Origin of the sequence: Agarivorans litoreus, from assembly GCF_019649015.1 — a bacterium.
GTDB classification, from domain to species: Bacteria; Pseudomonadota; Gammaproteobacteria; order Enterobacterales; family Celerinatantimonadaceae; genus Agarivorans; species Agarivorans litoreus.
Genome location: NZ_BLPI01000001.1, coordinates 2020461 through 2047184, shown reverse-complemented (window position 1 = coordinate 2047184; position 26724 = coordinate 2020461). Strand labels below are relative to the sequence as shown.

Annotated in this window: 25 protein-coding genes; 14 read left to right on the top strand and 11 right to left on the bottom strand. The window is 45.0% G+C overall.

The genetic code is table 11. The features are described from left to right. The first annotated feature begins 55 nt into the window (after nt 1-55). The 4 genes from K5L93_RS09465 (at nt 56) to K5L93_RS09450 (ending at nt 3575) form a co-directional block, all read left to right on the top strand. A complete protein-coding gene (locus tag K5L93_RS09465) occupies nt 56-727 on the top strand; it encodes a substrate-binding periplasmic protein (protein ID WP_220719543.1) in 672 nt (223 codons plus the stop codon). A gap of 208 nt (nt 728-935) precedes the next feature. Continuing rightward, nucleotides 936-1499 (top strand): PepSY domain-containing protein, encoded by a 564-nt coding sequence (locus K5L93_RS09460; RefSeq protein WP_152783910.1) that lies wholly within the window; start codon nt 936-938, stop codon nt 1497-1499. 56 nt (nt 1500-1555) lie between these two features. Beyond that, the gene (locus K5L93_RS09455; RefSeq protein ID WP_220719542.1) at nt 1556-2236 is read left to right on the top strand and encodes a winged helix-turn-helix domain-containing protein; all 681 of its coding nucleotides are present in this window, start codon (nt 1556-1558) and stop codon (nt 2234-2236) included. Next, nucleotides 2175-3575 carry a sensor histidine kinase gene (locus K5L93_RS09450; protein ID WP_246615027.1) on the top strand — a complete coding sequence of 467 codons (1401 nt, stop codon included), beginning with the start codon at nt 2175-2177 and terminating at the stop codon, nt 3573-3575. Before K5L93_RS09455 ends, K5L93_RS09450 begins: the two co-directional genes overlap by 62 nt. A 483-nt stretch (nt 3576-4058) precedes the next feature. On the opposite strand, the gene K5L93_RS09445 is transcribed toward K5L93_RS09450, so the two are convergent. The 10 genes from K5L93_RS09445 to yjeH form a co-directional block, all read right to left on the bottom strand. Beyond that, the gene (locus K5L93_RS09445; protein WP_220719541.1) at nt 4059-5228 is read right to left on the bottom strand and encodes an ABC transporter permease; all 1170 of its coding nucleotides are present in this window, start codon (nt 5226-5228) and stop codon (nt 4059-4061) included. Beyond that, on the bottom strand, nt 5225-6406 hold the full coding sequence (locus K5L93_RS09440) for an ABC transporter permease (protein WP_220719539.1): 1182 nt from the start codon (nt 6404-6406) through the stop codon (nt 5225-5227). Before K5L93_RS09440 ends, K5L93_RS09445 begins: the two co-directional genes overlap by 4 nt. 1 nt (nt 6407) lies before the next feature. Next, nucleotides 6408-7394: an HlyD family secretion protein gene (locus tag K5L93_RS09435; protein ID WP_220719537.1), complete on the bottom strand. Its 987-nt coding sequence runs from the start codon at nt 7392-7394 to the stop codon at nt 6408-6410. 8 nt (nt 7395-7402) lie between these two features. Continuing rightward, nucleotides 7403-8761, bottom strand: a complete 1359-nt coding sequence (locus K5L93_RS09430) for a TolC family protein (protein WP_246615026.1) — start codon at nt 8759-8761, stop codon at nt 7403-7405. A 243-nt stretch (nt 8762-9004) separates the two neighbouring features. After that, nucleotides 9005-9934, bottom strand: a complete 930-nt coding sequence (locus K5L93_RS09425) for an adenosylmethionine decarboxylase (RefSeq protein ID WP_220719535.1) — start codon at nt 9932-9934, stop codon at nt 9005-9007. Nucleotides 9935-9949: 15 nt separating this feature from the next. Continuing rightward, on the bottom strand, nt 9950-11872 hold the full coding sequence (gene speA / locus K5L93_RS09420; RefSeq protein ID WP_220719534.1) for a biosynthetic arginine decarboxylase: 1923 nt from the start codon (nt 11870-11872) through the stop codon (nt 9950-9952). Between the two features lie 10 nt (nt 11873-11882). After that, a complete protein-coding gene (speE, locus tag K5L93_RS09415; protein WP_220719532.1) occupies nt 11883-12758 on the bottom strand; it encodes a polyamine aminopropyltransferase in 876 nt (291 codons plus the stop codon). A gap of 684 nt (nt 12759-13442) precedes the next feature. Next, nucleotides 13443-13946 (bottom strand): M48 family metallopeptidase, encoded by a 504-nt coding sequence (locus K5L93_RS09410; RefSeq protein WP_220721492.1) that lies wholly within the window; start codon nt 13944-13946, stop codon nt 13443-13445. A gap of 81 nt (nt 13947-14027) precedes the next feature. Then, nucleotides 14028-14966 (bottom strand): DMT family transporter, encoded by a 939-nt coding sequence (locus K5L93_RS09405; protein WP_220719531.1) that lies wholly within the window; start codon nt 14964-14966, stop codon nt 14028-14030. A 333-nt stretch (nt 14967-15299) separates the two neighbouring features. Continuing rightward, on the bottom strand, nt 15300-16562 hold the full coding sequence (gene yjeH, locus K5L93_RS09400; protein ID WP_220719530.1) for an L-methionine/branched-chain amino acid transporter: 1263 nt from the start codon (nt 16560-16562) through the stop codon (nt 15300-15302). Between the two features lie 545 nt (nt 16563-17107). Between yjeH and nirB the strand changes: the two genes are divergently transcribed. The 10 genes from nirB (at nt 17108) to folE (ending at nt 25295) form a co-directional block, all read left to right on the top strand. Further along, nucleotides 17108-19666: a nitrite reductase large subunit NirB gene (gene nirB / locus K5L93_RS09395; RefSeq protein ID WP_220719529.1), complete on the top strand. Its 2559-nt coding sequence runs from the start codon at nt 17108-17110 to the stop codon at nt 19664-19666. Beyond that, on the top strand, nt 19666-19992 hold the full coding sequence (gene nirD / locus K5L93_RS09390; protein WP_246615113.1) for a nitrite reductase small subunit NirD: 327 nt from the start codon (nt 19666-19668) through the stop codon (nt 19990-19992). Before nirB ends, nirD begins: the two co-directional genes overlap by 1 nt. A gap of 32 nt (nt 19993-20024) precedes the next feature. After that, nucleotides 20025-20837, top strand: a complete 813-nt coding sequence (locus tag K5L93_RS09385) for a formate/nitrite transporter family protein (RefSeq protein ID WP_220719527.1) — start codon at nt 20025-20027, stop codon at nt 20835-20837. 360 nt (nt 20838-21197) lie between these two features. After that, nucleotides 21198-21971, top strand: a complete 774-nt coding sequence (gene cobA / locus K5L93_RS09380) for a uroporphyrinogen-III C-methyltransferase (RefSeq protein WP_220719526.1) — start codon at nt 21198-21200, stop codon at nt 21969-21971. A 57-nt stretch (nt 21972-22028) separates the two neighbouring features. Continuing rightward, nucleotides 22029-22454, top strand: a complete 426-nt coding sequence (locus K5L93_RS09375) for an Lrp/AsnC family transcriptional regulator (RefSeq protein WP_220719524.1) — start codon at nt 22029-22031, stop codon at nt 22452-22454. Nucleotides 22455-22462: 8 nt separating this feature from the next. Continuing rightward, entirely contained in the window at nt 22463-22669 is a 207-nt protein-coding gene (locus tag K5L93_RS09370; protein WP_220719522.1) for a DUF3565 domain-containing protein, read from the top strand. Nucleotides 22670-22747: 78 nt separating this feature from the next. Further along, the gene (locus tag K5L93_RS09365; protein WP_220719520.1) at nt 22748-23299 is read left to right on the top strand and encodes a DUF3833 domain-containing protein; all 552 of its coding nucleotides are present in this window, start codon (nt 22748-22750) and stop codon (nt 23297-23299) included. A 101-nt stretch (nt 23300-23400) separates the two neighbouring features. Further along, entirely contained in the window at nt 23401-23826 is a 426-nt protein-coding gene (gene folX / locus K5L93_RS09360; protein WP_220719518.1) for a dihydroneopterin triphosphate 2'-epimerase, read from the top strand. Continuing rightward, the gene (gene folM, locus K5L93_RS09355; RefSeq protein ID WP_220719517.1) at nt 23816-24550 is read left to right on the top strand and encodes a dihydromonapterin reductase; all 735 of its coding nucleotides are present in this window, start codon (nt 23816-23818) and stop codon (nt 24548-24550) included. The genes folX and folM overlap by 11 nt, the downstream gene beginning before the upstream one ends. 64 nt (nt 24551-24614) lie before the next feature. Continuing rightward, nucleotides 24615-25295, top strand: a complete 681-nt coding sequence (folE, locus tag K5L93_RS09350; protein WP_220719516.1) for a GTP cyclohydrolase I FolE — start codon at nt 24615-24617, stop codon at nt 25293-25295. Nucleotides 25296-25325: 30 nt separating this feature from the next. On the opposite strand, the gene K5L93_RS09345 is transcribed toward folE, so the two are convergent. After that, entirely contained in the window at nt 25326-26675 is a 1350-nt protein-coding gene (locus K5L93_RS09345; RefSeq protein WP_220719515.1) for a DEAD/DEAH box helicase, read from the bottom strand. Between the last annotated feature and the right edge of the window lie 49 nt (nt 26676-26724).

Here is a 26724-nt window from a genome sequence, read left to right as displayed (position 1 = left end):
TACACTAAAAAGTAGATTGTCAGTTATTACTTTCTTTTGAGATTAAGGAAATAGCATGCGAACTGTTTGTTTGATCATGCTAACACTCTGTTGTGGTTATTTGAGTGCTAAGCCTAGTTTACGTATCTCTACGATTGAAACTATCGCTGCTTTTCCAGAGGTGCGCGATACGGTAAGCGCTGCTTATGCAGAACTTGGCTATCAGGTGGACATCGTGCCGATGCCAGCCAAACGCTCATTGCGTCATGCCAGAGATAATCATGACATTGATGCCGAATTGGCCAGAACCCGCTATGCCAGCAGTTACTTACCTAATCATATTTTAATTCCGGTGCCGGTAGGCCATATCACCATTGCTGCCTTTGTAAAAAAAGATAAGGCGCTAGTGAGCGATTGGCAAAGCTTGCAGCAATACAGAGTAGCAGGGGTGCGGGGCCATTTGTTTCTAGAAGAAAAGATGCGTAAGCACAACAATACTCAGTTTTTTAATACCGCTCATCAAGCGCTAACTATGCTCGGCCGAGAGCGCGTTGATGTAGTGGTTTTGCCTCTGTCACTTGGCGAATACGTTATTAAAAAGTACTGGCATAAACAAATCATTGTGGTGAGTCCTGTGCTCGACCAAGTAGCGCTTTATCATTTTCTGCACAATAAACATCAAGACAAAGCGGAACATTTAGCCGAGGTCTTGCGAAAATTTACTACCGAGCCCTTGGCGCAGCAATAAAAAATGCCGCTAAAACAAGCACCGAACTATTTGATTAATCGTTTATTTTATTCTTATAAACGCTATCATTTGGGCAACAGCTAGGTACTTATTGCGCAGCTAGTCTCTGTTTTTATTAAGATGAACAAAATGTAATGTTGTGGCCACCTTGCGGTAAGGGCGGTTTTAGTAATCTGCTCATGTCGATTACACAACGAGGATTAGCCAAATGAAACTTCCAATTAAATTATCGAAAAAAATCTGTGTTGCTGCTGCAGTTGCATTAACGTCTACAGCGGTGATGGCCGATGATGATGCGCTTTCTGCTTTAGCAATCAAAAAAGCGGGTTTTAGCTTAGAGCAAGCCATTGAAAAAGTGCACAACACTTATCCAGGGCAAATTACCGAGCTAGAGTTAGATGATTACCGTGGCCAAGCTGTTTATGAAGTAGATGTAGTAAACCTTGCTCAAGAGCAAAAGCATAAACTCAAGCTAAGCTTAGCCGATGGCGAAATGCTTAAAAACGAAAGCAGCAAGCTAAGCATATTGGGTGTAAGCAAATTAGATGAAGACGAGCGTATAGCGCTCGAGCAGCTAGCAGAATCTGAGTTGTCACTGCAACAAACTGTGGCCATGCTGAACAGCAAATACCAAGCGCAGGTTATTGAGTTTGAATTAGAGAATGAAAAAGGCATTACCTTTTACAAATTCAAACTACTGGGTGAGCAGGGCAAGCAGCGAGTGATTGTTGATGTGGCAAGTGGTGAAACCATTCCGGTTTTAAAACATTAAGCGCAGAAGTAGAGGCAGCCAATGTGTTGCCTCTTGGCATTTTTAAGGTAAGCAATGTGCGAATACTAATCGTAGAAGATGATCTCACTACTCAGCAGTTTTTGCAGCGTGCGCTTAGTGAGCAGGGCTATCAAGTAGATGCAGCCAGTGATGGGCAAGAAGGTTTATTTCTGGCCTTAGAGCAGGACTATCAGCTAATTGTTTTAGACCGCATGCTACCCAAGCTCGATGGTTTAACGGTGTTGTCTACCTTGCGTAATGCCAATAAACACTTGCCGGTGCTAATACTCAGTGCCCTAGACAGCGTTGATGAGCGGGTCAAAGGTTTGCGCGAAGGTGGCGATGATTACCTAGTAAAACCCTTTGCCTTAGCTGAACTTTTGGTGCGCATCGAAATACTGCTACAGCGTCAACGTGGTCAAACAGAGCCAAGTTTAAATAAGTTACATGTTGCCGATTTGAGCATGGATCTATTAGCAAGGCGGGTATGGCGAGGCCAGCAAGAAATACTACTGCAGCCCAAGGAGTTTAAGTTATTGCGCTACCTAATGGAGCATGCTGGCCAAGTAGTTACCCGCACCTTATTGTTTGAAGCAGTGTGGAATTACGATTTTGATCCACAAACCAATGTTATTGATGTGCACGTGGCACGTTTACGAAAAAAGGTAGAGCTAGATGGCCATAGTGCCTTACTTGAAACCGTGCGTGGCGTCGGTTACCGCATGGTGGAAAAGTAAACGTCAAACGGGCTATATGTGGCGGTTAACCCGCACTAGCTCAATTTGGCGATTAACTCGAATGTATACCGCACTGCTGATGCTAGTAGTGGGGATTTTGTTGTGGGTACTGTATCAGCTAAGCATTGGCCAGCTAAGTCGGAGTCAAGACCAGCAACTTGGCCTGTTGATTCAACAACAAAGCTTGTTAGCTAAAGAGTTAAACGCGCAAGACTTTATCAGCCAATTTTTATTGCAGGCTGAGCAATCTCGCCAATTTGTACTGGCCTTTGATAATGGCCAAACAACCTATGGGCGCTTAGATGCTATTCCCAAACGCTTGGCTCAGTGCCCAGCATTAAAGCGTTTCCCCGTCTACAACTACAATAAAATTCGTCTTTATTCTGGCTGCGTGCAAGCTCTGGAAGGTGGGCGGCTGATGGTAGCCAGCGACGACGAAGCGCTGTTTGATTTACGTGAACACTTTATTCAAGCAAGCATTGTTGCACTAAGTTTGGCCTTGGTTCTAGGCATTGTGACGGGGTGGTTTTTCTCGGCGCAAGTATTGCGACGGGTAAACAGCATTAATCGTATTGCGCAGCAAGTGGAAGCGGGTGAGTTAAGTGCTCGAGTGGCGTTGAGTTCGCGTAACGATGAGTTTGATCATATGGCCACGCACATCAATAAAATGTTGGCGCAGGTCGAGCATTCTTTTGATGCCATTGCCGGGGTAACCGATGCCATTGCGCATGATTTACGTACCCCTTTGGGCCGTTTGCGTTTGCGGCTAGAGCAAGCGTTACTCGATAGCGAACAGCAAGCAGTAAGTCCTGAACAATTAGGGAGTATGCTGCAGGAGCTGGATGGCATATTAGCGACGTTTAGCTCGATGCTGGAGCTTACCCGTTTAGAACACCAGCAACAATCTAGCTTTAGTGGCGTAGAGTTGGAGCAGATTGCTGAAGATGCCGTGGAGCTGATTCATCCCTTATGCGCCGAGCGCCAGCAAACTGTTTCATTGCATGTGGAGCAAGCGTGTTATTTAAAAGGCGATGCCACTCTGTTGTTTCGGGCGGTTTATAACTTACTAGAAAACGCCAGCAAATATGCAGGTGAGAAAGCGCAAATTCAACTAAGCGTTAAGGCTAATGGCTTTGCAGTGAGCGACAATGGCCCTGGTATTCCAGAGGCTGAATTAGACAAAGTATTTCAGCGTTTATATCGCTTAGAGAGTAGCCGCAATAGCCCAGGTTACGGTTTGGGTTTACCATTAGTGAGGGCGATTGTTCGTTTGCATGGAGGCGAGATTAAATTGCAGAACCAACAGCCAGGCTTACTTGTTGTTGTGAAGCTAACTTAAGCCGCTAGAAATAAAAAAAGCCAGCCTTGCAAGCAAAGCTGGCTTTTAGGTCTTATCAATTCTTTCCAGATACTGCAGAGAAGGCCTATGTTACCGAGAGCAACTTATGAGTGTACTTTTACCTTTTGAAGCTTGTTAGCTTTTCGAGCAAAGTAGTTTACGTAATAAGTAAAATAAAACTGTTCCATAGTATTCCCACCATCCAATGTTAATCACTGATGTGTCAGGCAAACGGCCTAATCACACGCACAACCGGCCTAAACCAAGGTTGCAAGGTGCGAGCAAATTGCTCTACATCTAGAATTTAACACTGCACAAATTTGTTTACAGAGTGAGCGACTAGAACTGTGACAAATATTGATAAGTTGTTGTAATTGTGTTTTTAAGATGTGAGCGCTTCGAGCTTATGAAAATTACTTTTCCTTTTGCTAATTAAGCTAATGATTTAAAGAATGTTTAGTTTTTAGGGTAAATGTCAGTTTATCAAAGTAGCTTTTCGACCTTGTTGAGAGAAGGAGTCGCTTTCGCTTTTTGTTTATGGAGTAAGGCTAGCGCTAAGCTACTAAAGGTAATCGCCAGTATCCATAGATGAGCAAAGTGGCCTTGAATCTCGCCAAAGTTGGCGCCCATTTGGTTGAGTTTTAACATCGCTAATACCATGGGCTTGGCGGGTATCAGATCGGCAATAATGTTAATTGCAGGTGGAATAGAGCTAAGCGGCCAGATAAAACCACATACAAATACCGTGGGTAGCGAGGTCATTAAACCTACTATGGTGGCGTAGCCTCGTTTAGGTAGCATCACCGCAATACATTGGGCTAAGCCAGCAGTAGCGATTAAAAAAGGCAATAGCAGCTGGCAGATATGGGCAATGTTAGCCCAGTGGTGTACCCCATAAAAACTGAATACCACTCCAAAATAAAAACTGCTCATCAAACTATAGATCAAGCCAAATAGTAAGCTGCGAACCAGCACTAGCTGCCAAGGGCTGGCTCGCCTTAATAATGTTGATTGTGAGGTAAAGGTTGGCGCAGCATGTAGCCCAACTGCGATTAGTAGCGTTTGGTGCAAAATCACAATAAACACCGCAGGAATGACATAATCCAGATAGCCTTGGTGGGCATTAAAGGCTGCATTGGCATTTAGCTGAATGGGTGAATGTAAGGTGCTGGCAAGTGCTAGCGGGATCCCATCGCTTACCATCTTGGCTACTTTGACTTGTGCGGCTAAGGTGCCAGAAGTACTGGCTAAGCCTTGTACTATGGTTCCGTAAACTAAAAAGTAAGATGCATCCCCAGCATAAGATAAAGTGGGTGAGCGGCCCATTAATACATCTCTATAGAAATGCTCGGGAATCACTAATAATCCACCTACTTCACGCTCTACTAACTGTTGTTGAGCTTGTTCTATGCTAGTAACTTGGCTGGTCACTTTTAGCAGCGGGCTTGCGTCCACCATACGGATTAACTGGCGACTTAGTTGGCTGCCATCAGCATTAATTACTGCAATAGGTTGTTGTAATGGGGTTTGGTTTAAGTAGGGCTGAGGATACAAAAAAGCGTATAGCAGCAAACCGCCAAATACCGTTAGAGTTAGTGCGCTGTTACGCATAATTCTGCGCAATTCTATGCGAAATAGTAATCCTGTATTCATGACCTTAGTCTCATCTTGTATGGATTACTAAAGCGAATTTTTATCAACCATGCTGCGCTGATAAAGGCAATACAGAATACTAGTAAAGCTAATAAATTCGGCACTGATTGTATGGCGCTGGCGCCGTAGTTAGCTTGGGCTATTTGCACCTCGATGTAATGGGTTACCGGAATAAGTTGTCGCCAAAATTGGGCAAACCAGGGCATATCGCTGATCGGAAAAGTGACCCCCATAAAGGCGAAGCTAGGCGCGGTTAATGCCGCCGCATAACTGAGTGCTCGCTCTATGTTTTGAAATAGCAGCATGAAAATTAGGGCAATTGCTTGAGAAGCAACCACACAAAGTAATAAGGCCAGTAGTAATACACTCCAGGAACCTCGCATTGGCCAGTCAAAGCCGTGGAACATTAAGGTGCACAGCAATATGCCTTGCAGCCATAATAAAGCGCCAAAAAAGCTAAGTTTTATGGTTAGCTTTTGCCAAGCTTGCTGGGCTAACCAGCTTTTAAAACTATTGTTTTTTAGCTCTGCGCCTAGCGCCAAAATCATTACCGTCATAATCAAAATTTGCCAAAAAGCAGGTAATGCAGCCGACACAATAAATTGGGCATAGTTGCTATTGCCGTTATATAACGCGCTGATTTGATTGCGAATAGGTACAGCACCACCCAATGCTTGTAAGGTTTGGGTAGTGCCGTGGCTGAGTGCTTTTGCTACTGCAACTTTAGCACTAAAAGTGCCGTGAGCTTGTTGCAGAGCAGAGTTAATTTGTTTACCAATTACCATGAACTGGCTGTTGTAATAAGCTGCAACGCTAGGTGTTTGTGCCAGCTTGGTGTGCTTTTCCATATCGGCTGGAATTATTATTAAAGCCGATACTTCCCCAGTGCGTAACATAGAGCGGGCTTGTGGTTCACCGTAAACGCTGTGTACTTTGAGTGCTGGGCTAGCATTATAGTGACTAATTAGGCTGCGCGATAATTGGCTATGATCGTGGTCAACCACAGCAATTGGTAGCTCGCGCGTTAAACCCGAAGAAAATACCCACCAAACAGCCAAAAAAGCGAACAATGGCAACCAAGTTAGCATGGCCATTAGCCAGCGATTGTCACGTAGCAAAAGCCATTGTTGTAGGTACAATTGTCTCAGGCTAAGCGGTGGTTCGCTGGTGGCATTCATCTTAAGGTTGCTCAAGCTCAACAATGGCGCTCATGCCTACGCGTAATTGCTCTATCTGCTGCAATGGACGGGCTTCAACTTCAAAGGTACGTAAATCAAAGCCGGTACGGCTATCGGTGGCGCGCCAAGTAGCAAAATCGCCCATCACTGCAACATGGCTAACTTCAAATTTGTAGCTTTGGTTATTAAGGGCTGGTAGTTTGGCGTTAAATTGCTGGCCTACTTGAAATTGGCTAAGTTGATCTTCACGAACGTGCAATACCAACCAAGCATCCTGCATATCAATAATTGAAACCACCGGAAAGCCAGTAGGAGCAAGTTCACCACTTTGTAATAGTAACTGGCTTACTTCGCCTGAGTGCCAGCTTGTCACTAAAGTGTCGCTGGTGAAAGCCTCTACTTCTGCGACGACACCCGCTGCGGCGCGGGCTTGCTCTAAGGCTGCGCGCTTAGTTTCGTCACGGGCGCCTTCTTTGGCCAGTTGATACATCTGTGAGGCGGCATTTTCGGTATAACGCGCAGCTTGCCATTGGGTGTAAGCCTCGTCGCGTTTTTGCTCGGCAACTACGCCATCTTTGTACAGGTTATCAACCCGCTGGTAGGTTTTTTCTGCCAAGTTAGCGGCTGCTAAAGCTTTTTGCCATTGGTCTCTAGCTGCGGCTATTTCTTGTGCTCTAGCGCCGTTTTCGGCTTGTTCAGCCATGGCTGATGCTGCTTGTTGACCGGCTTTAGCTTGCTCTAATTTGGCATCAAGTTCCGGACTGGTAATGGAAAAGATTAATTGCCCAGGCTCTACTTGGTCGCCTTTTCTCACTAATACTTGGTCGATTCGCCCAGCTACTTTGGATGAAATATTGTACTGCTGAGCTTCAATTTGGCCTTGCAACGTATAGGGCTGCGGCTGATAAGCCTGCCAAAATGAATAAGCAACCCAAGCAATAATCGCCACTAAGGGCATAATGGGTAACACCACAGAAAATTTACGCATAATAGACCCTAGTTAAATCGGTAATATTGAGAAAAATTGGCCATTTCACCACTTAAGGCGGTAAGTTTAGCCAATGCGATGACATGGCTATAAGCTGCTGATTGGCGTTGAGTTTTTACACTCGCTTGGTACATCTCGGCATCCACAACGTCGAGAGATGTCGCTAAACCTTGGCTAAAGGCTTTAAGTCGAATACGTAAGTTTTCTTTTGCTAGCGCTAAGGTGGATTCTAGCCCTTGGTATTCTTCTAATGCTAACTCGGCTTCTCGATAGGTTTTTTCTACCAGCAAGCCAAGGTCGCGCTCTGCTTGGGCACGAATATAAGAAATTTGCAGTACGGTGCTATTGGCGGCATTTACTTTGCCGGAGCGACCAGAGTTATCAATAATTGGCACCGACACACCAACACCCACCATCCAATCGGGCGCGTATTTAGCGGCTAAGCTGTCACCTTTGTAGATGTCATAGTTACCAAACATGTATACCTCTGGCATATAGCTGCCTTTGGCGATAGTCACCATTTTTTTAGCTTGTTCTGACTTGCTATCAAGTATGGCTAAACCTGGGTAGCCATTGAGAGTATGCGACATAAAGCTTTCTAGCTCGGGGAGTTCTGCATAGGTGAACAAGTTGGTTGTGGGCTGAATAGCTTGTTGGGCATGCAGCAATTCTTTTAAGGCTAACTGGGCTATTTCATAATTTCGCAGGGCTTTTTTGGTATCAACTTTGGCCTTATCGTAAGAGGCATCCGCTTGCAGTCGTTCCACAAAGGCGATTTGTCCTTGCTGCTCTAGTTTTACCGCATTACGTTGATGTTTTTTAAGCCCGTCTTCCACCTCTTTATAGGTTTCTGCCACTTGTGCAGCCAGCACCACCCCAAAATAAACTTTGGCGAGGTCTTCAAATTTAGCCTGCTGCTGCATGGCGAGTACTTTTCCAGCTTCAATATTTTGCTCACGCGCGATATCGATGGCGGCGCCACGGCGGCCACCTGTATACAGCGGCCAAATTGCTCGAATGGAGCTGGTGGTAATGTCTTGCTCAGTGAAGTTAGTTACCGTTGGTAAGTTTAAAAGCGGCGCTAAAATTTGTCCTAGAGCGGGGTCTAAACCACTTAAATCGAGTGATGCCAAAGGCTCTAAGTCTTTTAAATCAAGCGAAACGGGTTTTTCTAAACGGGTGTAGTTACCGGTTAAATCTACTTTGGGGTAGTAGAGATCTTTTGCCGCGTCGCGCAGTGCTTCGCTGCGGGCTACGCTTTCTTTGTTGGCGGCTAGGCTTTGGTTTTTTTCAAGTACCTCTTGCCATGCTTGTTCAAAGCTAATCGCTGCGGCATGGGTACTGGCAAATACAGTCGTTAATAACAAAGGCCATATTCTTTTGAACAATGTGCCAAAAAAGAATTGAATCACTAAGTCAGCGTCCCTTTTTGATTAGAGTATTTACTCTAAGTTAGTTCCAAACCGAATTCAATATATTTAATTATTACATTTCGACTCTTAGCATAGCAGCTATATTGAGCAAAATATGCAGTAACTTTAGCCACTGGTGCCAACTGACACCGGTGGCTAATAAGCTGAATACTCTAAGCTTATTATTGAATCGACTGTTTAAAGCTGCTTGGTAGGTAGCGTGGTTTTTTGGAGATGTTGGTAGTGACGAAAATCTAAAATGTAACCGCAGTCTAAAGGCTGAGTGCACTTACCGACTTCGAACTGAACGGCGCTCAACGGGGAAAAGGGTTGGCAGTTAAATCCTACAGTGTCCCAGCTGGCAGGTTGCAGAATAGCTAGCAGTTGCTTAACAATATAGGCATGAGCGCCACCCAGGTTGAGGTTGGTCTCAAAGCTCACATAAGAGCTATGTTGTTCAGGTGTGATGTGAATTGTAGCGTAGTCTTTGCCTCGGATAGCATTTACTGAGTAACCAAATGGTTCAAACAAAAAGTCATTTAATTCAAAATCTGGCAATATTATATCCAGCTTAAGTAATGCTCTTATTTGTTCGATGGTTTGATGTGTTGAACGCAAATAGTCCGCTGCAGGCCCTTGAGTATGATACATCAGCAGTTCACAGGTAATATCATTTTTAGCTGGTGTGTAAGGTTTATCTAGATGTAGCAAAAAGTGGTGATGGCTGTCTAAGTAACCTAGTTGATAAGCTTTTATTGGTAATTTGCTACGTAGTTTATCTAAATCTTGTTGCAGGCTCGTGTGCTGAAGCTGCGACTGATACTCATTTTTTCGTTGATAACTGAAGAAGGCGATATTGTCGCTACCTAAGTGTTCCTCTAGCAACAGGGCTGAATTGACTAAGGTGGTGTTACCACAGGTTAGCATTAAGCAACGATCGTCCCACACAAACAGGCTGGATTCACTGAGTAAGTATGCGTCGCAGTATTGGTTACTTAGGGTAGAGAGTATATCGGCCTCGGCCGCTTTCACGACCTTGTGCCAAAACGGATAACCCAAGCTGCGCAGTGGTGGGCATCCTGCCTCTACTACCAGTTCAATTTTCTTTTCTGAACCTTCAAAAAACATGGCTATTATTTCCTTTTAGGCCTCTACGTAATCTTCTAGGTAGGTGTAGCCTCGAAGGCCCGCTTCCAATTCAGACAAAATGGTTCGTTGTTGGTCTTTGGGTATATGCTGTCGAACTAATTCTCGATAGCTTCTTATAAACTCATCACTGTTAAGGTTTACGTAACCCAATACGTCTTCGACGGTATCACCAGGAGTGATATCTTTAATACGCATTTTTCCTTTTGCATCAACTAGCACTGAAGCGGTATCGGTATCGCCAAACAGATTATGAATATCGCCTAAAATTTCTTGATACGCCCCCACCAAAAAGAATCCCATCAAATAAGGTTCTTCTTTATTCCAAGCTGGAACGGGGAGTGTGGTTTCTATGCCTAAGCCATCAACGTATTGATCAATACTGCCGTCGGAGTCACAGGTGATATCGAGCATCACTGCGCGACGATCAGGAGCTTTATCTAGTCCTGATAGAGGAAGGATGGGGAATACTTGATCAATCCCCCAGTTGTCAGGCAGTGATTGAAACAGTGAAAAATTGACAAAAAACTTGTCGGCCAAACGCTCACGCAGCTCGTTGAGTAAGTCAAGATGGCTACGATTTTCTCTCGATAAACGTTGCTGAATTTCATAGCTGATTCTTAGGTTGAGTTGCTCTGCCCAAGCGCGTTGCTCTAAATCTAGCAAGGCCAAATTAAATTGAGTATGTACTTCGGCTAAATCACTTTGGCTATCGTGGTAACTTTCAACTATGGCGCGTTGTTCAGCACCTTGATTCAGCTCTGTCCATGTTGCCCACATATTGTGCAAGATTTGTGGTGCATTTTCATCGGGTGCGGTGATGGCTTCAGGATGATAGCCTTCTATGCCAATAACATCAGTAATTAGTACCGCGTGATGAGCACTTAAACTGCGGCCAGATTCTGAAATAATGCGGGGCATTGGATGGTTATACTGTTGGCAGATATCGCCAATACTGTAAACAATGTTATTGGCGTACTCAGCCATGCTGTAGTTCATAGAGTTTGGGTTTTGGCTGCGTGTACCGTCATAATCCACGGCCAAACCTCCGCCCACATCTATACAACTAATCTCAGCTCCTAGCTGGCGCAATTCACAGTAAAAACGTGCGGCTTCACTGACACCTTTACGAACATCTCTAATGTTGGCAATCTGTGAGCCAAGATGAAAATGCAATAATTTCAGTGAACTAAGCATTCCTTGGTGTTCAAGTTCGCTAACTACCTTTAATACTTGAGCTGCAGATAGGCCAAATTTGGATTTCTCTCCGCCACTGGCTTGCCATTTTCCATGTCCTTGAGAGGCCAAACGTGCTCGCAAACCTAGTCGAGGTGTTACCCCCAGTTTTGCAGCTTCGCTGATCACCATCTCTAGTTCCGAGAGCTTTTCAAGAACGATATAAACTTGGTGGCCAAGTTTTTCGCCAATTAAGGCTAAACGAATATATTCTCTATCTTTGTAACCATTACAAACAATCACTGAACTAGCCTGTTGAGCGACAGCTAATACAGCCATGAGCTCCGGTTTGCTGCCGGCTTCTAAGCCTAATTGTCGTTGTTTAGCCGAACGACTTTCTAATAGGGCTTTAACCACATTACGTTGTTGGTTTACCTTGATGGGGTATACCGCCAAGTAATCACCTTGGTATTGGTAGTTTGACATCGCTTGATTGAAGGCTTGGCACAGTCTAGCTACGCGGTCTCCTAAGATTTGAGGAAAACGCACTAAGGCTGGCAATGATACTCCTTGGCGAGTTAACTCTCGGCTAATCGCTGTTAATTCCAGTTCGTCATTAGGCTGTTGTTGGTTAGGGCGTACTACAACATTGCCACTGGTGTTAATATCGAAATAACCTTGGCTCCAGAAGGGGATGTTGTATAGTGAGCAACTGTTTTTGGTGGTCCAATCGGTTGTCTTCATTTGTAAAGTCCTAGCGTTGTTGAACGGGAGTAGTTGCGATTGCTTGCTCAACAAATCGCGGCAATGCAAAGCTAGCGAAGTGAATCGCAGGCGTGTAGTAACGGGTGTTTAGTTGGGCGGCTTGATAGCGCTGTTCAATCAGCTCTAATGGGGTTTTACGCAGCTCTTGATTGTCGCAAGCCCAAGCAAAGGTCATTACACCACCGATGTAGGTAGGTACCGCTGCACAATAAAAGTTGGTATCGTTGAAGTAGCTCGCTAAACGCGCCTTGGTAGTGGTAACTTCATCGATTTGCATAAATGCAACGCCATTTTGAGCAACAAAAATGCCGCCCTCATTTAGGCATGATTTACAGCCAGCATAAAAATCAGAGCTAAATAATACTTCTCCTGGGCCAACAGGATCGGTGCAATCAGAAATGATTACGTCAAAGCGTTGCTTAGTATTGTTGACAAAGGCCGCTCCGTCATCAATGACGAGATTAACTCTTGGGTCATCGTAAGAACCCGCTGAGTGATTGGGCAGATGAGTCTTGCACATTTCCACCACGGCATTATCAATTTCAACCATGGTAATGTGCTCTACGTTTTGATGTTTCACCACTTCTCGCAACATGCCACCATCACCCCCTCCAATGATCAGTACACTTTTAGCATTTCCATGGGCCAATAAAGGCGTATGAGTTAGCATTTCATGGTAAATAAACTCATCGCGCTCAGTGGTTTGAATGATGCCGTCAAGTGCCATCACTCGACCAAATTGAGGGTTGTCAAAAATAACCAATTGCCAAGATTCTGTAGTTTGCTCAAAGAGCACTTCGCTTACATCAAAGTACTGGCCGTAACCATTGTGTAAAGTTTCGAAATAACGTTGATCAACTAACATGTTGGATCCTTAAATTGAAATTTGGGTATGAGAAAGCGCTGCGTTTTTTAAACAATGGATACGGGTATCCCCTGCTAAAAACACAGTAAATAAGGGCGCGAGCTAACTCGCTGTTAGCAAATACTAGAGGCGGTTTCTTCTCGGGAAGCGTTTAAGCGGATACGGCGGATGTAGCGTACCGACGAGTGGTAGAAATTATCGCAGTCTTGCACTGCGTATAGGGTTACGATAAATAGTCGAAGTTGTCGAAACAACGCTTTCATTGTAATGGATAGAATCATAATTGTTTACGTCTATGTGTACCGTGAAAACTGCAGGGCAATTAACACGGCTTATGCCACGAGAACCATAAATACCTTGTATTTGTTGGGGAAATATAAACTTACCGCAGCCTCTTTGCTGCCATAAATTCTGAAAAACGGCGCGATTAAACACCAGCTTGTTGAGTTTGACAAGAAATTTGTTGTTTAAATTTTGGCTAATAATTTTCGCGGGCAGGGGTAGGCCATTGGGCTTGTTCTAATTACCCATACAGAAGTGAGTAACTTGTTGTTGTTTCACAATCTGTTATGTAATCTGCCAACGGCGAACAAGAAAGAGAGATCGCCTTCTAGCTGGTGACGTTGCGCGACAATCTATCTTTGTTAACACGCTGTTTTCAGTGGTTTTATCGCTAGCTGACAGCTAGTAAATTGGCCCAGCTTCTTCTAGTTGAGTAAGGTAAACTCGCGTATCAAACTCAAGCTGGTGATAGTTAGGCAACATGTGTTGGCACAGTTGGTAAAAAGCTTTGTTATGTTGTTTTTCTTTTAGATGAGCGAGTTCGTGAACCACGATCATGTTTAAAAACGGCTCAGGTACGTTTTGAAATAGGCTACTCACTCTTATTTCATTTTTACTCTTTAACTTACTTCCCTGCACTCTCGATACATAAGTATGTAAACCTAAAGCATGGTTAACCACGTGAATTTTCTTATCAAAAACAACCTTACTCAGCGGTGCCGATTTACGCATATATTGGTTTTTTAGTGACAAACAATAGTCGCGCAGGGTTTTATCGTTATATATATTGTGCGTTGTTGGGTACCTTTTTAGTAAAAACTCACCCAAGCGCTGCTGCTTAAGCAGATCTTCAATTTTACTGGTGAGTGCCTCGGGGTAAGCGGCTAAATATTTAAGCGTTGTCATTGTATTTAAGTTAATGGCCAGATGCAGCAGTTGTAAGCTGAGAATAAAACAAGACATAGCCTTAGGCTATGCCTTGTTTGCTTAGTTTTTGTTTAGTAGCGCCACGGCCACCACAACTAGGCCAATACCAGCAATTTGCAGAGCACCAATACTGTCGCCCAATACCCAAGCGGCCATTATTAAGGTAAACACCGGGCCTGCACTGCCACTAATCGCAGTGCGTTGTGCGCCGATACGATGGATAGCCTCACTAAATAAAAATGAGGGAATTACCGTAGAAAATAGCGCCATATAAGCCGCATACCAATAAACCTGACGGGGATAGTTGAGCAGTGCGGTAAAGTCCCCGTGCAAGCTAAAGTGGATGAAAATAGCAATGCTGGCGGCAATCATTGCAATAAGAGTAAAAGCTTGGCTGCCGATCTTGGCCACAATGTTTTTGCTAAAAACCAAGTAAAAAGCAAAACTAAAGGCGCTAGCGATAACCAAACTGGTTCCCCAGATAAGTTGCTGGGGATCATGCTGATGGCCGGTTTCACTCCACATCATTAACCCCACGCCTAACCAGCTAAGGGGCAGGGCAAGCACCACAATTAACTGCGGCTTTTGGCGGAAAACTAACCATGCTAGCAAAATGGTAAATCCAGGGTAGGCATACAATACTACGCGCTCAAGCGGTGCCGAGATGAATTGCAGGCCACTTAAATCTAAAAAGCTAGCTAGGTAATACCCTGCTATGCCAACCAGCGCAGCCGGCAGAATGTTACCTTTCAGTTTTTGATGTTCTAAGCGGCCTAACCTCCACCAATACAATGCTAACAATAGGTAAATCGGTAAGCTAAAAGCCATACGCAGCGTCATTAGGCTGGCGGGGTCGATACCAAATTGGTAAGCCAGCTTGATCCAAATTCCCTTGAGAGAAAACAAGGCGGTGGCAACCAAGGCCAAACAGAGCCCTTTAGCTGCTTGAGAAAAGCGCGGAATGGAAGCGAAGATGTTGCTAGTTTTACTGATAGTCATGTCCTTGCGAGCCTTGTTTTAGGAGTGGGATAAGGCTACGAAGGGCAAATAAGGTCTGGCTGCACTTCGCAGCCAGTGAAAAATACCTACATTTCACCGCTGCTAGAAATAAGCAGCAGCCACAGTGTAACCAAGCAAATACTTGCACTGGGTGCGAGTAAGCGACTTAGCTGATTTGTGGTTAAAAATGCGGTCATATCATTTCCTTGATGATGAATTTTTAGCCTACGGTAATTGAATTAAAGCCGCAAGCAATTAAGCAAAATAAACCACTGTTGTATTCAATCTATTTGCTGGGGTAAGCACTTTACTAGGGCTGTCGTTGTTCTTTAGTTATTGGGCGCCTACCTTGATTCGCGTTTGTAGCTGCTTAAAAGCAACTTGCAATAGCAAGAAAGCCGCGCAGAGAAGCAATACATAGACGCTCTGCTGACCTAAGGCAGCTAACAGCAAGCAACAAAGCAGCACGCCAACCATGGCGAGCAGCTTAAAAAAACCACGTAATAAAATGGCACCAGCTAGCATACTCAACAGATAAACCATGATGAAATTGCCGTTGGCATAACGGATTAGCTCGTCCAGCGGTAGCTCAAATAACCAGGCTGTAACACAGCTAATCGCACAAACTATAACAATGGTGCTAAGTGCATGTTGTGGAACTTTATTTTTGGATAAACGCGCTAACGGTTTTAGCCGCTGAGCCTCATCGGCCATGCTCCAGAGCAAGCGCGAAAAGCCTTGTATATAAATATTGATGCTAGCGTAACACGCTAAATAGCCCACCATGGCGGCTAGCCACTTGGCTTTTTTACCGAAGATAATGGCAACTAAATGAGGCAGTGATTGGGTATTGGTAAGTTGGTCTCCATAGCTGCCGTATTTAAGCACCACCACCGACGCCGCCCAGTACACAGCGCCAGCCAAAAACACACCCAATAATAAGGCAATGGGGAAATCTCGTTCTGGCCGACGAAACTCTTCGCCCATATGGGCAAAGGCTTCAATGCCTACAAAACACCAAAACATCACAGCTAATGCAGGGGCAATACTAGGAATATCGATCTGTTCAGGAAGCTGATAATCGCCTGCTTGCACATCGCCCTGCCACCACAATGCCGCTACCAGCAATACAATCGCAATCGCAATCAAACCTTGAATATTGCCTGAGAGTTTTGCGCCTCCCATGCCTAATAGCCACATGCTGAGTAGCGTACCAAGTTGAATGATTAAGGCGGTATTTGGCGTGATAGAAAACATCGCTTGCCAAAATCCGGTCGCCATCATTAGCGCAGCAGGCAAGCCAACCGGTAACACCGAAATGAATAAAAAGGCTGTGAGCTTTTCGGCTCGAGGCCCTAAGGCTTTGGCAACAAAGTGAGCGGCCCCGCCGGCGTGTGGATAACGCTTGCCTAATGCCGCAAAGGTAAAGGCAATTGGCAATACCAAGCTAATCAGCAATAGCCAGGCTAATAAAGAACTGTGTCCGGCAATGCTGGCGGCAATAGCAGGAACAACAAAGATGCCTGTGCCAAGTAAAGAGGTGGCGAGTAATGCGATACCTTGGCCTATGCCAAGTTGTTGATTTAAACGGCTCATAAATGCTTACAGGATGAATAACAAAGTTAAAGCATAGCGCCAATCAAGCCACTTGAAAGCTGTCAAAATAGCGGAAACTAACGCCAAATAGTCGGTGTTTGCCGTCAATTTAACGGTGTTGCCGGGCAGGCTTAGGGTTTATCAAATAGCAAATGCCGAAAACAGCCCGAATGCACACACTACTGCGCAAATAAGTTTCGGCAACATTTATTTAACCTTGTTATCGTTATTTTTTCTTTATTAACTTTAGCCTTTTTTTGTGTCGTTAAGGGCTAAATAACGGTGCTTAATTTTCAAACCAACTACCTATTTTGAGTCGCTTTGTAAAAAATATTTCCGCGATTTTACAAAATCACGATTGCCGGAGTACGTGAATTTTAGCGTCAATTTATTACCTAAATGTAATTATATTACGGGTTTTGGTGGTTAAGCATTCAGTATACCTCTTTAGGGTAGTTTAAAGTTGTTATTGATCTACATCATTCTTTTATTTTTGTTACATCTTACTATCCGCGCATTAATCTTATTTTGTCGCTGGAAAATCTATGAGCAAGCTGAAGCTAGTAGTTGTTGGTAACGGTATGGTGGGGCACCGTTATTTAGAAGATTTGGTCGAGAAGGCTGACTTAAGCCAATTCGACGTAACAGTTTTCTGTGAAGAGCCTCGAGTTGCCTACGATCGTGTTCACTTGTCTTCATACTTTTCTCATCACACCGCTGAAGAGCTGTCTCTTGTTAAACATGGCTTCTACGAAAAACACGGCATTGAGGTATTGCTTGGCGAACGTGCCATCAACATCAACCGTGAGCAAAAAGTGGTGTATTCAAGCACTGGCCGTGAGATTGCTTACGACAAACTAGTAATGGCTACGGGTTCTTATCCTTGGGTTCCACCGATTAAAGGTAGCGAAAACAAAGACTGTTTTGTTTACCGTACCATTGAAGATTTAAAAGCCATTGAAGCATCTGCTAAAAAGAGTAAGAGCGGTGCGGTTGTTGGTGGCGGGCTATTAGGTTTAGAAGCGGCAGGTGCTTTAAAAGCACTGGGCGTAGAAACCCATGTTATTGAGTTTGCTCCAGTATTAATGGCCGAGCAGCTCGACCAGCAAGGTGGTTTTTTGCTGCGCAACAAAATTGAGCGCATGGGTGTGCAAGTGCATACCAGCAAAAACACCTTGGAGATCCAAACGCAAGGTGAGCATGCTCGTAATACCATGCTCTTTGCCGATGAAACCAAGCTAGAAGTTGATTTCATTGTGTTCTCTACCGGTATTCGTCCGCAAGACAAGTTAGCGCGTCAAGCTGAGCTAAGCATTGCACCTCGAGGTGGTATTGCGATTAACGATCAATGTTTAACTTCAGACGAAAACATCTACGCCATTGGTGAGTGTGCCTCTTGGAACGAGAGTTTCTTTGGTTTAGTGGCACCTGGTTACAAAATGGCGCAGGTAGCGGTTGACCACCTGCTAGGTAACAACAGTGCTTTTGAAGGCGCAGACATGAGTGCCAAGCTTAAGTTACTGGGAGTAAAGGTAGGCAGCATTGGTGATGCTAATGGTCGCACGCCAAACTGTAAGAGCTTTGTTTACCAAAATGATGAAGAGGGTGTGTATAAACGCCTGATCGTTTCAGAAGACGGCAAAAAACTATTAGGTGCAGTGTTAGTGGGCGATACCGCTGATTACGGCAACTTACTACAGCTTAAACTTAACGACATTGATTTACCTGAACATCCAGACACGCTTATCTTGCCTGCTCATGCGGGTGCAGAAAAACCAGCAATGGGCGCAGACTCTTTACCTGATTCAGCGGTTATTTGTTCTTGCTTCGATGTTACCAAAGGTAAGATAGCTGTAGCAGTGGCCGATGGCCAAACGACGATGGCCGAAATTAAAGCCTCTACTAATGCAGGCACTGGCTGTGGTGGTTGTTTACCGCTAATTGGCCAAGTACTAAATGCCGAGTTGGCTAAAGCCGGCGTAGAAGTTAATAACCACCTTTGTGAACATTTTGAATACTCACGCCAAGAGCTGTTCCACCTAGTTCGAATTGAAGGCCATAGAAGCTTTGAACAGGTATTAAACAAACACGGTAAAGGTTACGGCTGTGAAGTATGTAAACCAGCCGTTGGCTCTATTTTAGCTTCTTGCTGGGGCGACCACGTATTGGCACCAGAGTTAGTAAGCCTGCAAGATACCAATGATAACTTCCTTGGCAACATGCAAAAAGACGGCACCTATTCGGTGATTCCACGCATGGCGGGTGGCGAAGTTACCCCTAAAGCCCTTGGTGTACTAGCTGAAGTAGCAGAAGAATATGCCCTTTATACCAAGGTGACTGGCGCTCAGCGCATTGGTTTGTTTGGTGCGCAAAAAGATGACCTTCCAAATATTTGGCGCAAGTTAATTGCTGCTGGTTACGAAACAGGCCAAGCCTACGGCAAAGCCTTACGCATGGCTAAAACCTGTGTGGGTAGCACTTGGTGTCGTTTTGGTGTGCAAGACAGTGTTGGTTTGGGCGTAATGCTAGAAAACCGCTACAAAGGCATTCGTACTCCTCACAAAATGAAGTTTGGTGTATCGGGTTGTACCCGCGAATGTGCCGAAGCCCAAGGTAAAGATTTAGGCATTATCGCCACCGATGCGGGCTGGAATATGTACGTAGGCGGCAACGGCGGTATGAAGCCACGCCACGGCGATTTACTGGCTGCAGACTTAGACCAAGAAACCCTGATTAAATACGTAGATCGTTTCATGATGTTCTACATTCGCACCGCCGACAAATTACAACGTACTTCGGTTTGGTTAGAGAACCTAGAGGGCGGTGTAGATTACCTGCGTGAAGTGGTTGTAAACGACAAGCTTGGGATTAACCAACAACTAGAAGCCGACGTGGCTAAATTGGTTGCGAGCTATAGCTGTGAGTGGAGCGACACTCTAAACGACGAAGCGCAACTTAAACGTTTTGCTCATTTCATTAATAGCGACCAACGTGATGAAAACGTAGTGTTTGTTAGCGAGCGCGAACAGCATCGCCCGGCTACTTTTGCCGAGAAACACCCACAGGCAAAAGGCGACATTCTACACGTTGAGTTGGAGGCATAATTATGAGTTTTAAAACCGTTTGTAAGCTAAACGATATTACCCCAGGTACCGGTATTTGCGCGCTAGTCAATGGCCAGCAAGTAGCCCTTTTTCGCCCACGTAACAATGAGCAAGTATTTGCCATTAATAACATGGACCCTTTTGCTAATTCGAACGTATTGTCGCGCGGATTGATTTGTGAGCATCAAGGTCAGCTTTGGGTAGCAAGCCCACTTAAAAAGCAACGTTTTAATCTTGAAACCGGCATCTGCCTAGAGAACCCAACGGTCTCGGTAGCGAGCTATAAGGTGCAGATTAAAGCCGACAGTGTTGCGGTGAGTGCATAACAGATTTTATTTTAGAAAATTAAGGAAGCATTATGTCTTACGTAAAACCCGCTGAATTCGTTCAAACGATGATCGATGCTGGCGAAAGCAAAGTATTTATGTCTACTCGCGATACCATTGTGCGCGGTATTATGGCTGGCGCAATTTTAGCGATTGCAGTAGCTGTAGCTATTACCGCAGCAGTGCAAACCGGTATACCTATTGTGGGTGCTTTAGTATTCCCAGTTGGTTTTTGTATTTTGAACCTTATGGGTTTTGACTTACTAACCGGTGTATTTGCGTTAGCGCCATTGTCGCTGTTTGAAAAACGCAAAGGTGTCACCGCCAAAGGGGTGCTTCGTAACTGGCTATTAGTGGGTTTAGGTAACCTTATTGGTGCAGTATCGGTAGCGTTTTTGGTTGCCTTAACCTTTACCATGAACTTTAGTGTTGAGCCTGGCGCAGTAGGCCAAGCCTTTGTTAAAGCTTCAACTGCCCGTACTTTAGGCTTTGCCGAGCATGGCTTAAACGGTTGGATTACGGTGTTTGTTAAAGGCATCTTGTGTAACTGGATGGTGTGTTTAGGGGTGGTTGGCGCTATGACCTCTAAAACCGTTGGCGGTAAAGTATTGGCGATGTGGTTCCCAATCTTCATCTTCTTTGGTTTGGTATTTGAACACGCCGTAGTAAACATGTACCTATTCCCACTAGGCATGATGCTAGGTGCAGAGTTCACTATCACTGATTGGTTAGTATGGAACCAAATTCCAGTTACTCTTGGTAACTTGGTTGGTGGCTTATTAGTAACTGGCCTAAGCCTTTACGTTACTCATGGTAAAACCTTGCCACAACGTAAAGCTGCCTAAGCATATTACACAGTAGTTTTACCTTGAAATGATAACCCCTTGCTGTTGCTAGGGGTTTTTTTGTATTTGAAGCTTATGAACTGATACTCTACGGTTTTGGCCGCAAGGCCCACTAAACTAATTAACCTGAACTCGGGATAGGGAAGTGACGATAACGTTGCAACCAAGTACTTAATCTAGTGTTATGTTTCTGGCGAGATAGTTTTGCTTAGTTCAAGGCGAAGCTGCGCGTCAATAGCTAGACTATTGCAAGCAGCTTCAACACCGAAGTAAGTAAAAATAGCCGCTAGAAACCATTTTATTATCCCGAGCTCAGGTTAATTATCATATTCGCTCTACCAAGTAATAAGGAAACAGACAATGTCCCACTCTTCATCTACCGCTATTCACGAGCTGGGTTTTGTTTCGCTGGTTGGTGCCGGACCTGGTGATCCAGACTTGCTTACCGTAAAGGCGGTGAAGCGCATCCGCACCGCCGACGTCATTGTATTTGACCGTTTGGTGTCGCAAGCGATCCTTGATTTAGCCTCGCCTACCGCAGAGATGGTGTATGTTGGCAAAAAGCTTGACCATCACTTTGTACCGCAAGATGAAATTAACCAAATCTTGGTAGACCAAGCCAAGTTAGGTAAACACGTGGTTCGGTTAAAGGGCGGCGACCCGTTTATTTTTGGCCGAGGCGGTGAAGAGTTGCAATCATTAGCAGCCGAAAACTTAGCTTTTGAAGTAGTGCCTGGCATTACTGCTGCAGTGGGATGTACCGCTTATGCGGGCATTCCGCTTACCCATCGAGACCACGCCCAGAGCGTGCAATTTATTACCGGCCATTTAAAGCAGCATGGTGAAGATATTGATTGGCCTTCGTTAGCGCATTCTAATCACACCTTGGTGTTTTATATGGGTCTTAAGCAGTGTCCAACCATTCAGACAAATCTGATTAAAAATGGCTTAGCCGATACCACCCCTTGTGCCATTATTGAGCGTGGTGCTACGCCGCAGCAACGCGTATTAACCGGCAGTTTAGCTGAACTACCAAAATTGGCGCAGCAAGCCGAAAGCCCGTCTTTAATTGTTGTTGGTAGCGTTACAGAGTTGCACAAAGAGCTGGCGTGGTTTGCGCCAGAGTTGGTTTAGTTTAATTCTTAAAAAACTTTGTCATGTCAAATAGGGTGATTAAAGGGAAGTTAATGCTTGGATAAGTTTGATCAAAAAATTGTCGCTATGTTAGTGGCCAATGCGCGTACTCCGGTGAGTCAAATTGCGCGACAAGTAAACCTTTCGCGTTCGGCCACCGCCGAGCGCATCGCCAATTTAGAGAGCAGTGGGCAGATCAGTGGCTATCATGCTAGTTTGGGTACCCATAGCGAGCAAGCGCCGATTGCTGCGCATTTAGAGCTTCGCTACAAAGAACACAATTGTGAAGCCTATGCTGAGATTATGCGTGGCATCCCAGAAATTAAACGCTGTCAGGCAATTTCAGGCGATGTTGATATGTTGCTGTACGTTGAAGTGGCCTCAATGGCCCGCCTAGAAGAGATTCGTTTGCAGCTAGAGCAAATGGAAAAAATGGTAATGGTGCGCACCCACATGGTGTTAAGGGAAATGTTTAGTCGCTAAGGATAGCAATGCTACAAATTATAATTGGCTTTCAGTTGGACGAAGAGCACCATTGGATCGCTAGGTTGGCCTGTGGACACTATCAACATGTTCGTCACCAGCCGCCATGGCAAAACCGACCGTGGGTGCTTAATTACCAAGGCCGTTTTAGTATGCTTGGCAAAGAACTCTCCTGTGTTAAATGCTTAGAAAGTGCCCCCCGCGATTGGAAGTAATAAATAATTCAAGCCGGTAGATCTATTCCCAATCACTAGCCGTTTTAAGAGTAATTGTTAAAACTGGCGTAGATAGATATGCAACTAGCCTCTAGCGTACATCGAAAATACCTCTTGTTACTTAGCCTACTGGCAGGTTTGTGGGGCTGTTCTAGTGCCGATGTTTCCAGTTACGCAGACAACCAACCCACCTTGGTTTTGGAAGATTTTTTTGACGGTCAACTTAGCGCACATGGCATTGTTAAAAACCGTTCGGGAGAGTTGATTCGCTATTTTAACGTCACCATCGATGCTAGCTGGGACGAGCAAGGGCTTGGCACTCTTGATGAGCATTTTGTTTTTGACGATGGCGAAAAGCTACAACGCATTTGGACGCTGCGCAAGCAGCAAGATGGTAGCTACCTTGCCAGTGCTAACGATGTTAGCCAACCCGCCAAGATGCACTTAGCAGGCAATGCCTTGTTTATGGACTATGTGCTCACTTTGCAATATAAAGGCAATCCGCTAGATGTGGTGGTCGAAGACAAAATGTATTTGGTTAACTCAACCACCATTGTGAATGAGTCAGTGATGCGAAAATTTGGATTTAAAGTGGGCTCGGTAAGTTTGGTGATTCAAAAACAGTCTTAGTTTGCCTTCACACAAACGACAGCAAAAAAACGTTTCAGCTGTTAAAGCCCGCCAAACTGGGCTAGGTATGTAGTAAGCAATTTAAATAAAGAGAGAGCTCTATGAGCAACGTATCTAAAACAAATGTATCTAACCTAACGCCATTGGCCAATAGTTTTCGGCTCGAACCAGCGCTAATTACGATTACCAATTTGCGCTTGCGAACGTATATCGGTTTTAACGAAGAAGAGCTTAGTAAGCAGCAAGATGTGGTGATAAATGCCGAAATTCGTTATCAAGCAAGCAAAGCCTGCGAAGCGGATAGTGAGGATTTGGCTCTCAATTATAAGGTGATTACCAAAGCGATGATCGCCCACGTTGAGCAAGGCCACTTTCGTCTATTGGAAAAACTGTGTGCCGACTTACTCACCCTTGCGATGGATGAACCGCGGGTGATTAATGCCAGCATCACCGTCGATAAACCGCATGCCTTACGATTTGCAGATTCGGTATCGGTAACTTTATCGGGCTCGCGTGATGCCGAGTAAGCCAGCTAACAGCAGTGCACCAGTGCTAATTACTGGCGGCACCCAGCGCTTAGGCTTAGCCATTGCCGAAGATTTGCTGCAGCAAGGTTACTCGGTGCTTGTGACCTATCGTAGTGACAAACCTGCGGTACAAGCCTTAAGAGATAAAGGCGCAGATTGCGTCATTGCCGATTTTAGCGATGAACAAGGCATTAGCCAATTTATTGCTTACGTACTCGAGAACTATTCTGCCTTACGTGCGGTTATCCATAATGCTTCGCAGTGGTTAAACAATACTGCGCTAGATAATCAGCACCATTTAATGCAAGCCATGTGGAGTGTGCATGTTAGTGCGCCTTATCAGCTCAATATCGCCTTTGAAGAGCTGCTAAAAAATCATCAAGATCAACAGGCTAGCGACATTATTCATATGACGGATTATGTCGCAGATAAAGGCAGCAGCAAGCATATTGCTTATGCGGCCAGTAAAGCGGGTTTGGCTAATTTAACCCATTCTTTTGCCGCTAAGCTTGCACCAGCGGTAAAAGTGAATAGTATTGCGCCCTCGTTGTTAATGTTTAACCAAGATGATCCTCCGGAGTATCGGACTAAAGCCTTGGCAAAATCATTAATGGCGCTTGAGCCGGGCGCCAGTGAAGCAGTAGCAGCGGTTAACTACTTGCTGGCTAGCAAATATATAACCGGTCGCACCATCGGCTTAGACGGTGGTCGCCATCTGGTCTAGGGTTAATAGTGTTGTTAACTAAACCGTAGCGGGTGAACCAAGAAACTATCTAAAGGAAGTGATTATGAAAGTAGCGTTAGCTGAAAAACAATTTAGAAAAGACGCTTGCTTGTCACCAGAGGCAATTCAAGTACGCCAAGCGTTGGTTGATAAAGGGATAGAAACTCCCTTAGTGGACAATCAATTAAGCAATGAGCAGAAGTACAATAAGATAAAAGCCTCTTTGACTGATGTAGTGGCTACCTTGGGTTTAGATTTAAGTGATGATAGCTTGGCCGAAACCCCGCACCGTATTGCAAAAATGTTTGTTGATGAAGTGTTCTCGGGTTTAGATTATTCGCGCTTCCCAAAAATCAGCATCATTGAAAATAAAATGGCCGTGGAAGAGATGGTGAAGGTGTCGGATATTGCCTTTACCAGCACTTGTGAGCACCATTTTGTCACCATCGATGGTTTGGCGAAAGTAGCTTACATTCCTAAAGACCACATTATTGGTTTGTCAAAAATTAACCGCATTGTGCGCTTCTTTGCGCAGCGTCCGCAGGTACAAGAGCGCTTAACTCAGCAAGTGCTGGTGGCCTTACAAAGTTTGTTGGGTACCGAAGACGTAGCCATTAGCATCGAGGCAACCCATTTCTGCGTGAAAGCTCGCGGGGTGATGGACGCAAGCTCAAGCACCCAAACTTCGGCCTACGGCGGCAAGTTTAAAACCAGTAAATCAGCTAGAAGAGAGTTTTTAGCCTAGAAAAAAGCCGGTGATGTCACCGGCTTTTTGTTATTTGTTGCCCGAGTTGTTTGTATTAGGCTTAGCAAAGCGGCGGCTGGTCTTATTGGTGCCACCCCCAGTGTGGCGGCGATTTTTTCCGACCGGTTTGTTACCTCGTGCATTTTCGCTAGAGCGCTGACCATCTTTATGTTCGCTACGTGGACTTTTAGGCTTTTTCGGCTTTTTAGCTTTTAAGGGGCGAGTATCGCGGGTTACTGGTAACTGGGTGCTTGGTTCAAAACCGGCTACTTCTTTACGTTCTAATAACTGGCCAGTGAGTCGCTCAATGCCAATTAAATCTGCCACTTCATCAGCACATACCAAAGACACTGCCTGACCTGTTGAACCCGCTCGGCCAGTGCGGCCAATGCGGTGTACGTAATCTTCGGCCACATTAGGTAAATCAAAGTTCACTACTTGCGGCAGTTGATCGATGTCTAAGCCACGTGCAGCAATGTCGGTGGCAACTAATACTCGTACATCACCACTTTTAAATTCCGCCAGTGCACGGGTACGTGCGCCTTGGCTTTTATTGCCGTGAATCGCAGCGGCTGAGATTTTGCGCTGTTCTAAATGTTTGGCTAAGCGGTTGGCGCCATGTTTGGTGCGGCTAAATACCAATACTTGCTGCCAATCATTATCTTTAATCAGCTGAGTAAGCAGGCCAGACTTTTTACTTTTATCAACCGGTACAATCCACTGTTTTACGGTTTTTGCGGTAGCGTTTGGTGGTGTTACCGATACTTCAACGGGGTCTTTAACCAAGCTTTTGGCCAGTGTTCTAATTTCTTCTGAGAAGGTAGCCGAGAACATTAAGGTTTGGCGCTGTTTTGGCAGCAAGGCCAAAATCTTTCTAATGTCGTGAATAAAACCCATGTCTAACATGCGGTCAGCTTCGTCAAATATAATCACTTCTAACTGCTGAAAACGAAACGCGTTTTGCTGGTAAAGATCTAATAAACGGCCAGGGGTTGCTACCAGCACATCTGCGCCACGACGCAGCTTTTGCATTTGCGGATTAATTTTCACTCCACCAAATACTACCGTAGAGCTTAGGTCCATGTTCTTGCCGTAAGTACTCACGCTTTCGCCAACCTGTGCAGCTAGCTCACGTGTTGGAGTAAGCACAAGGGCGCGAACTTGATTGGCGCGCACTTTAGGTCCTTTACTTAGCAATTCTAGCAAGGGCAAGGTAAAACCTGCTGTTTTACCGGTACCGGTTTGCGCGGCAGCCATGATGTCTTTGCCTTCTAAAATCACAGGAATGGCTTTGGCTTGAATAGGAGAGGGCGTGTCGTAACCTTGTGCGGCTACGGCGTCTAATAAAGGTTTAGATAAACCCAGGGAGTCAAAGCTCATAGTTGGTCTCTTGTGATAGTAAGTATGGCCGCTAAGTGGCGGGCGTGCA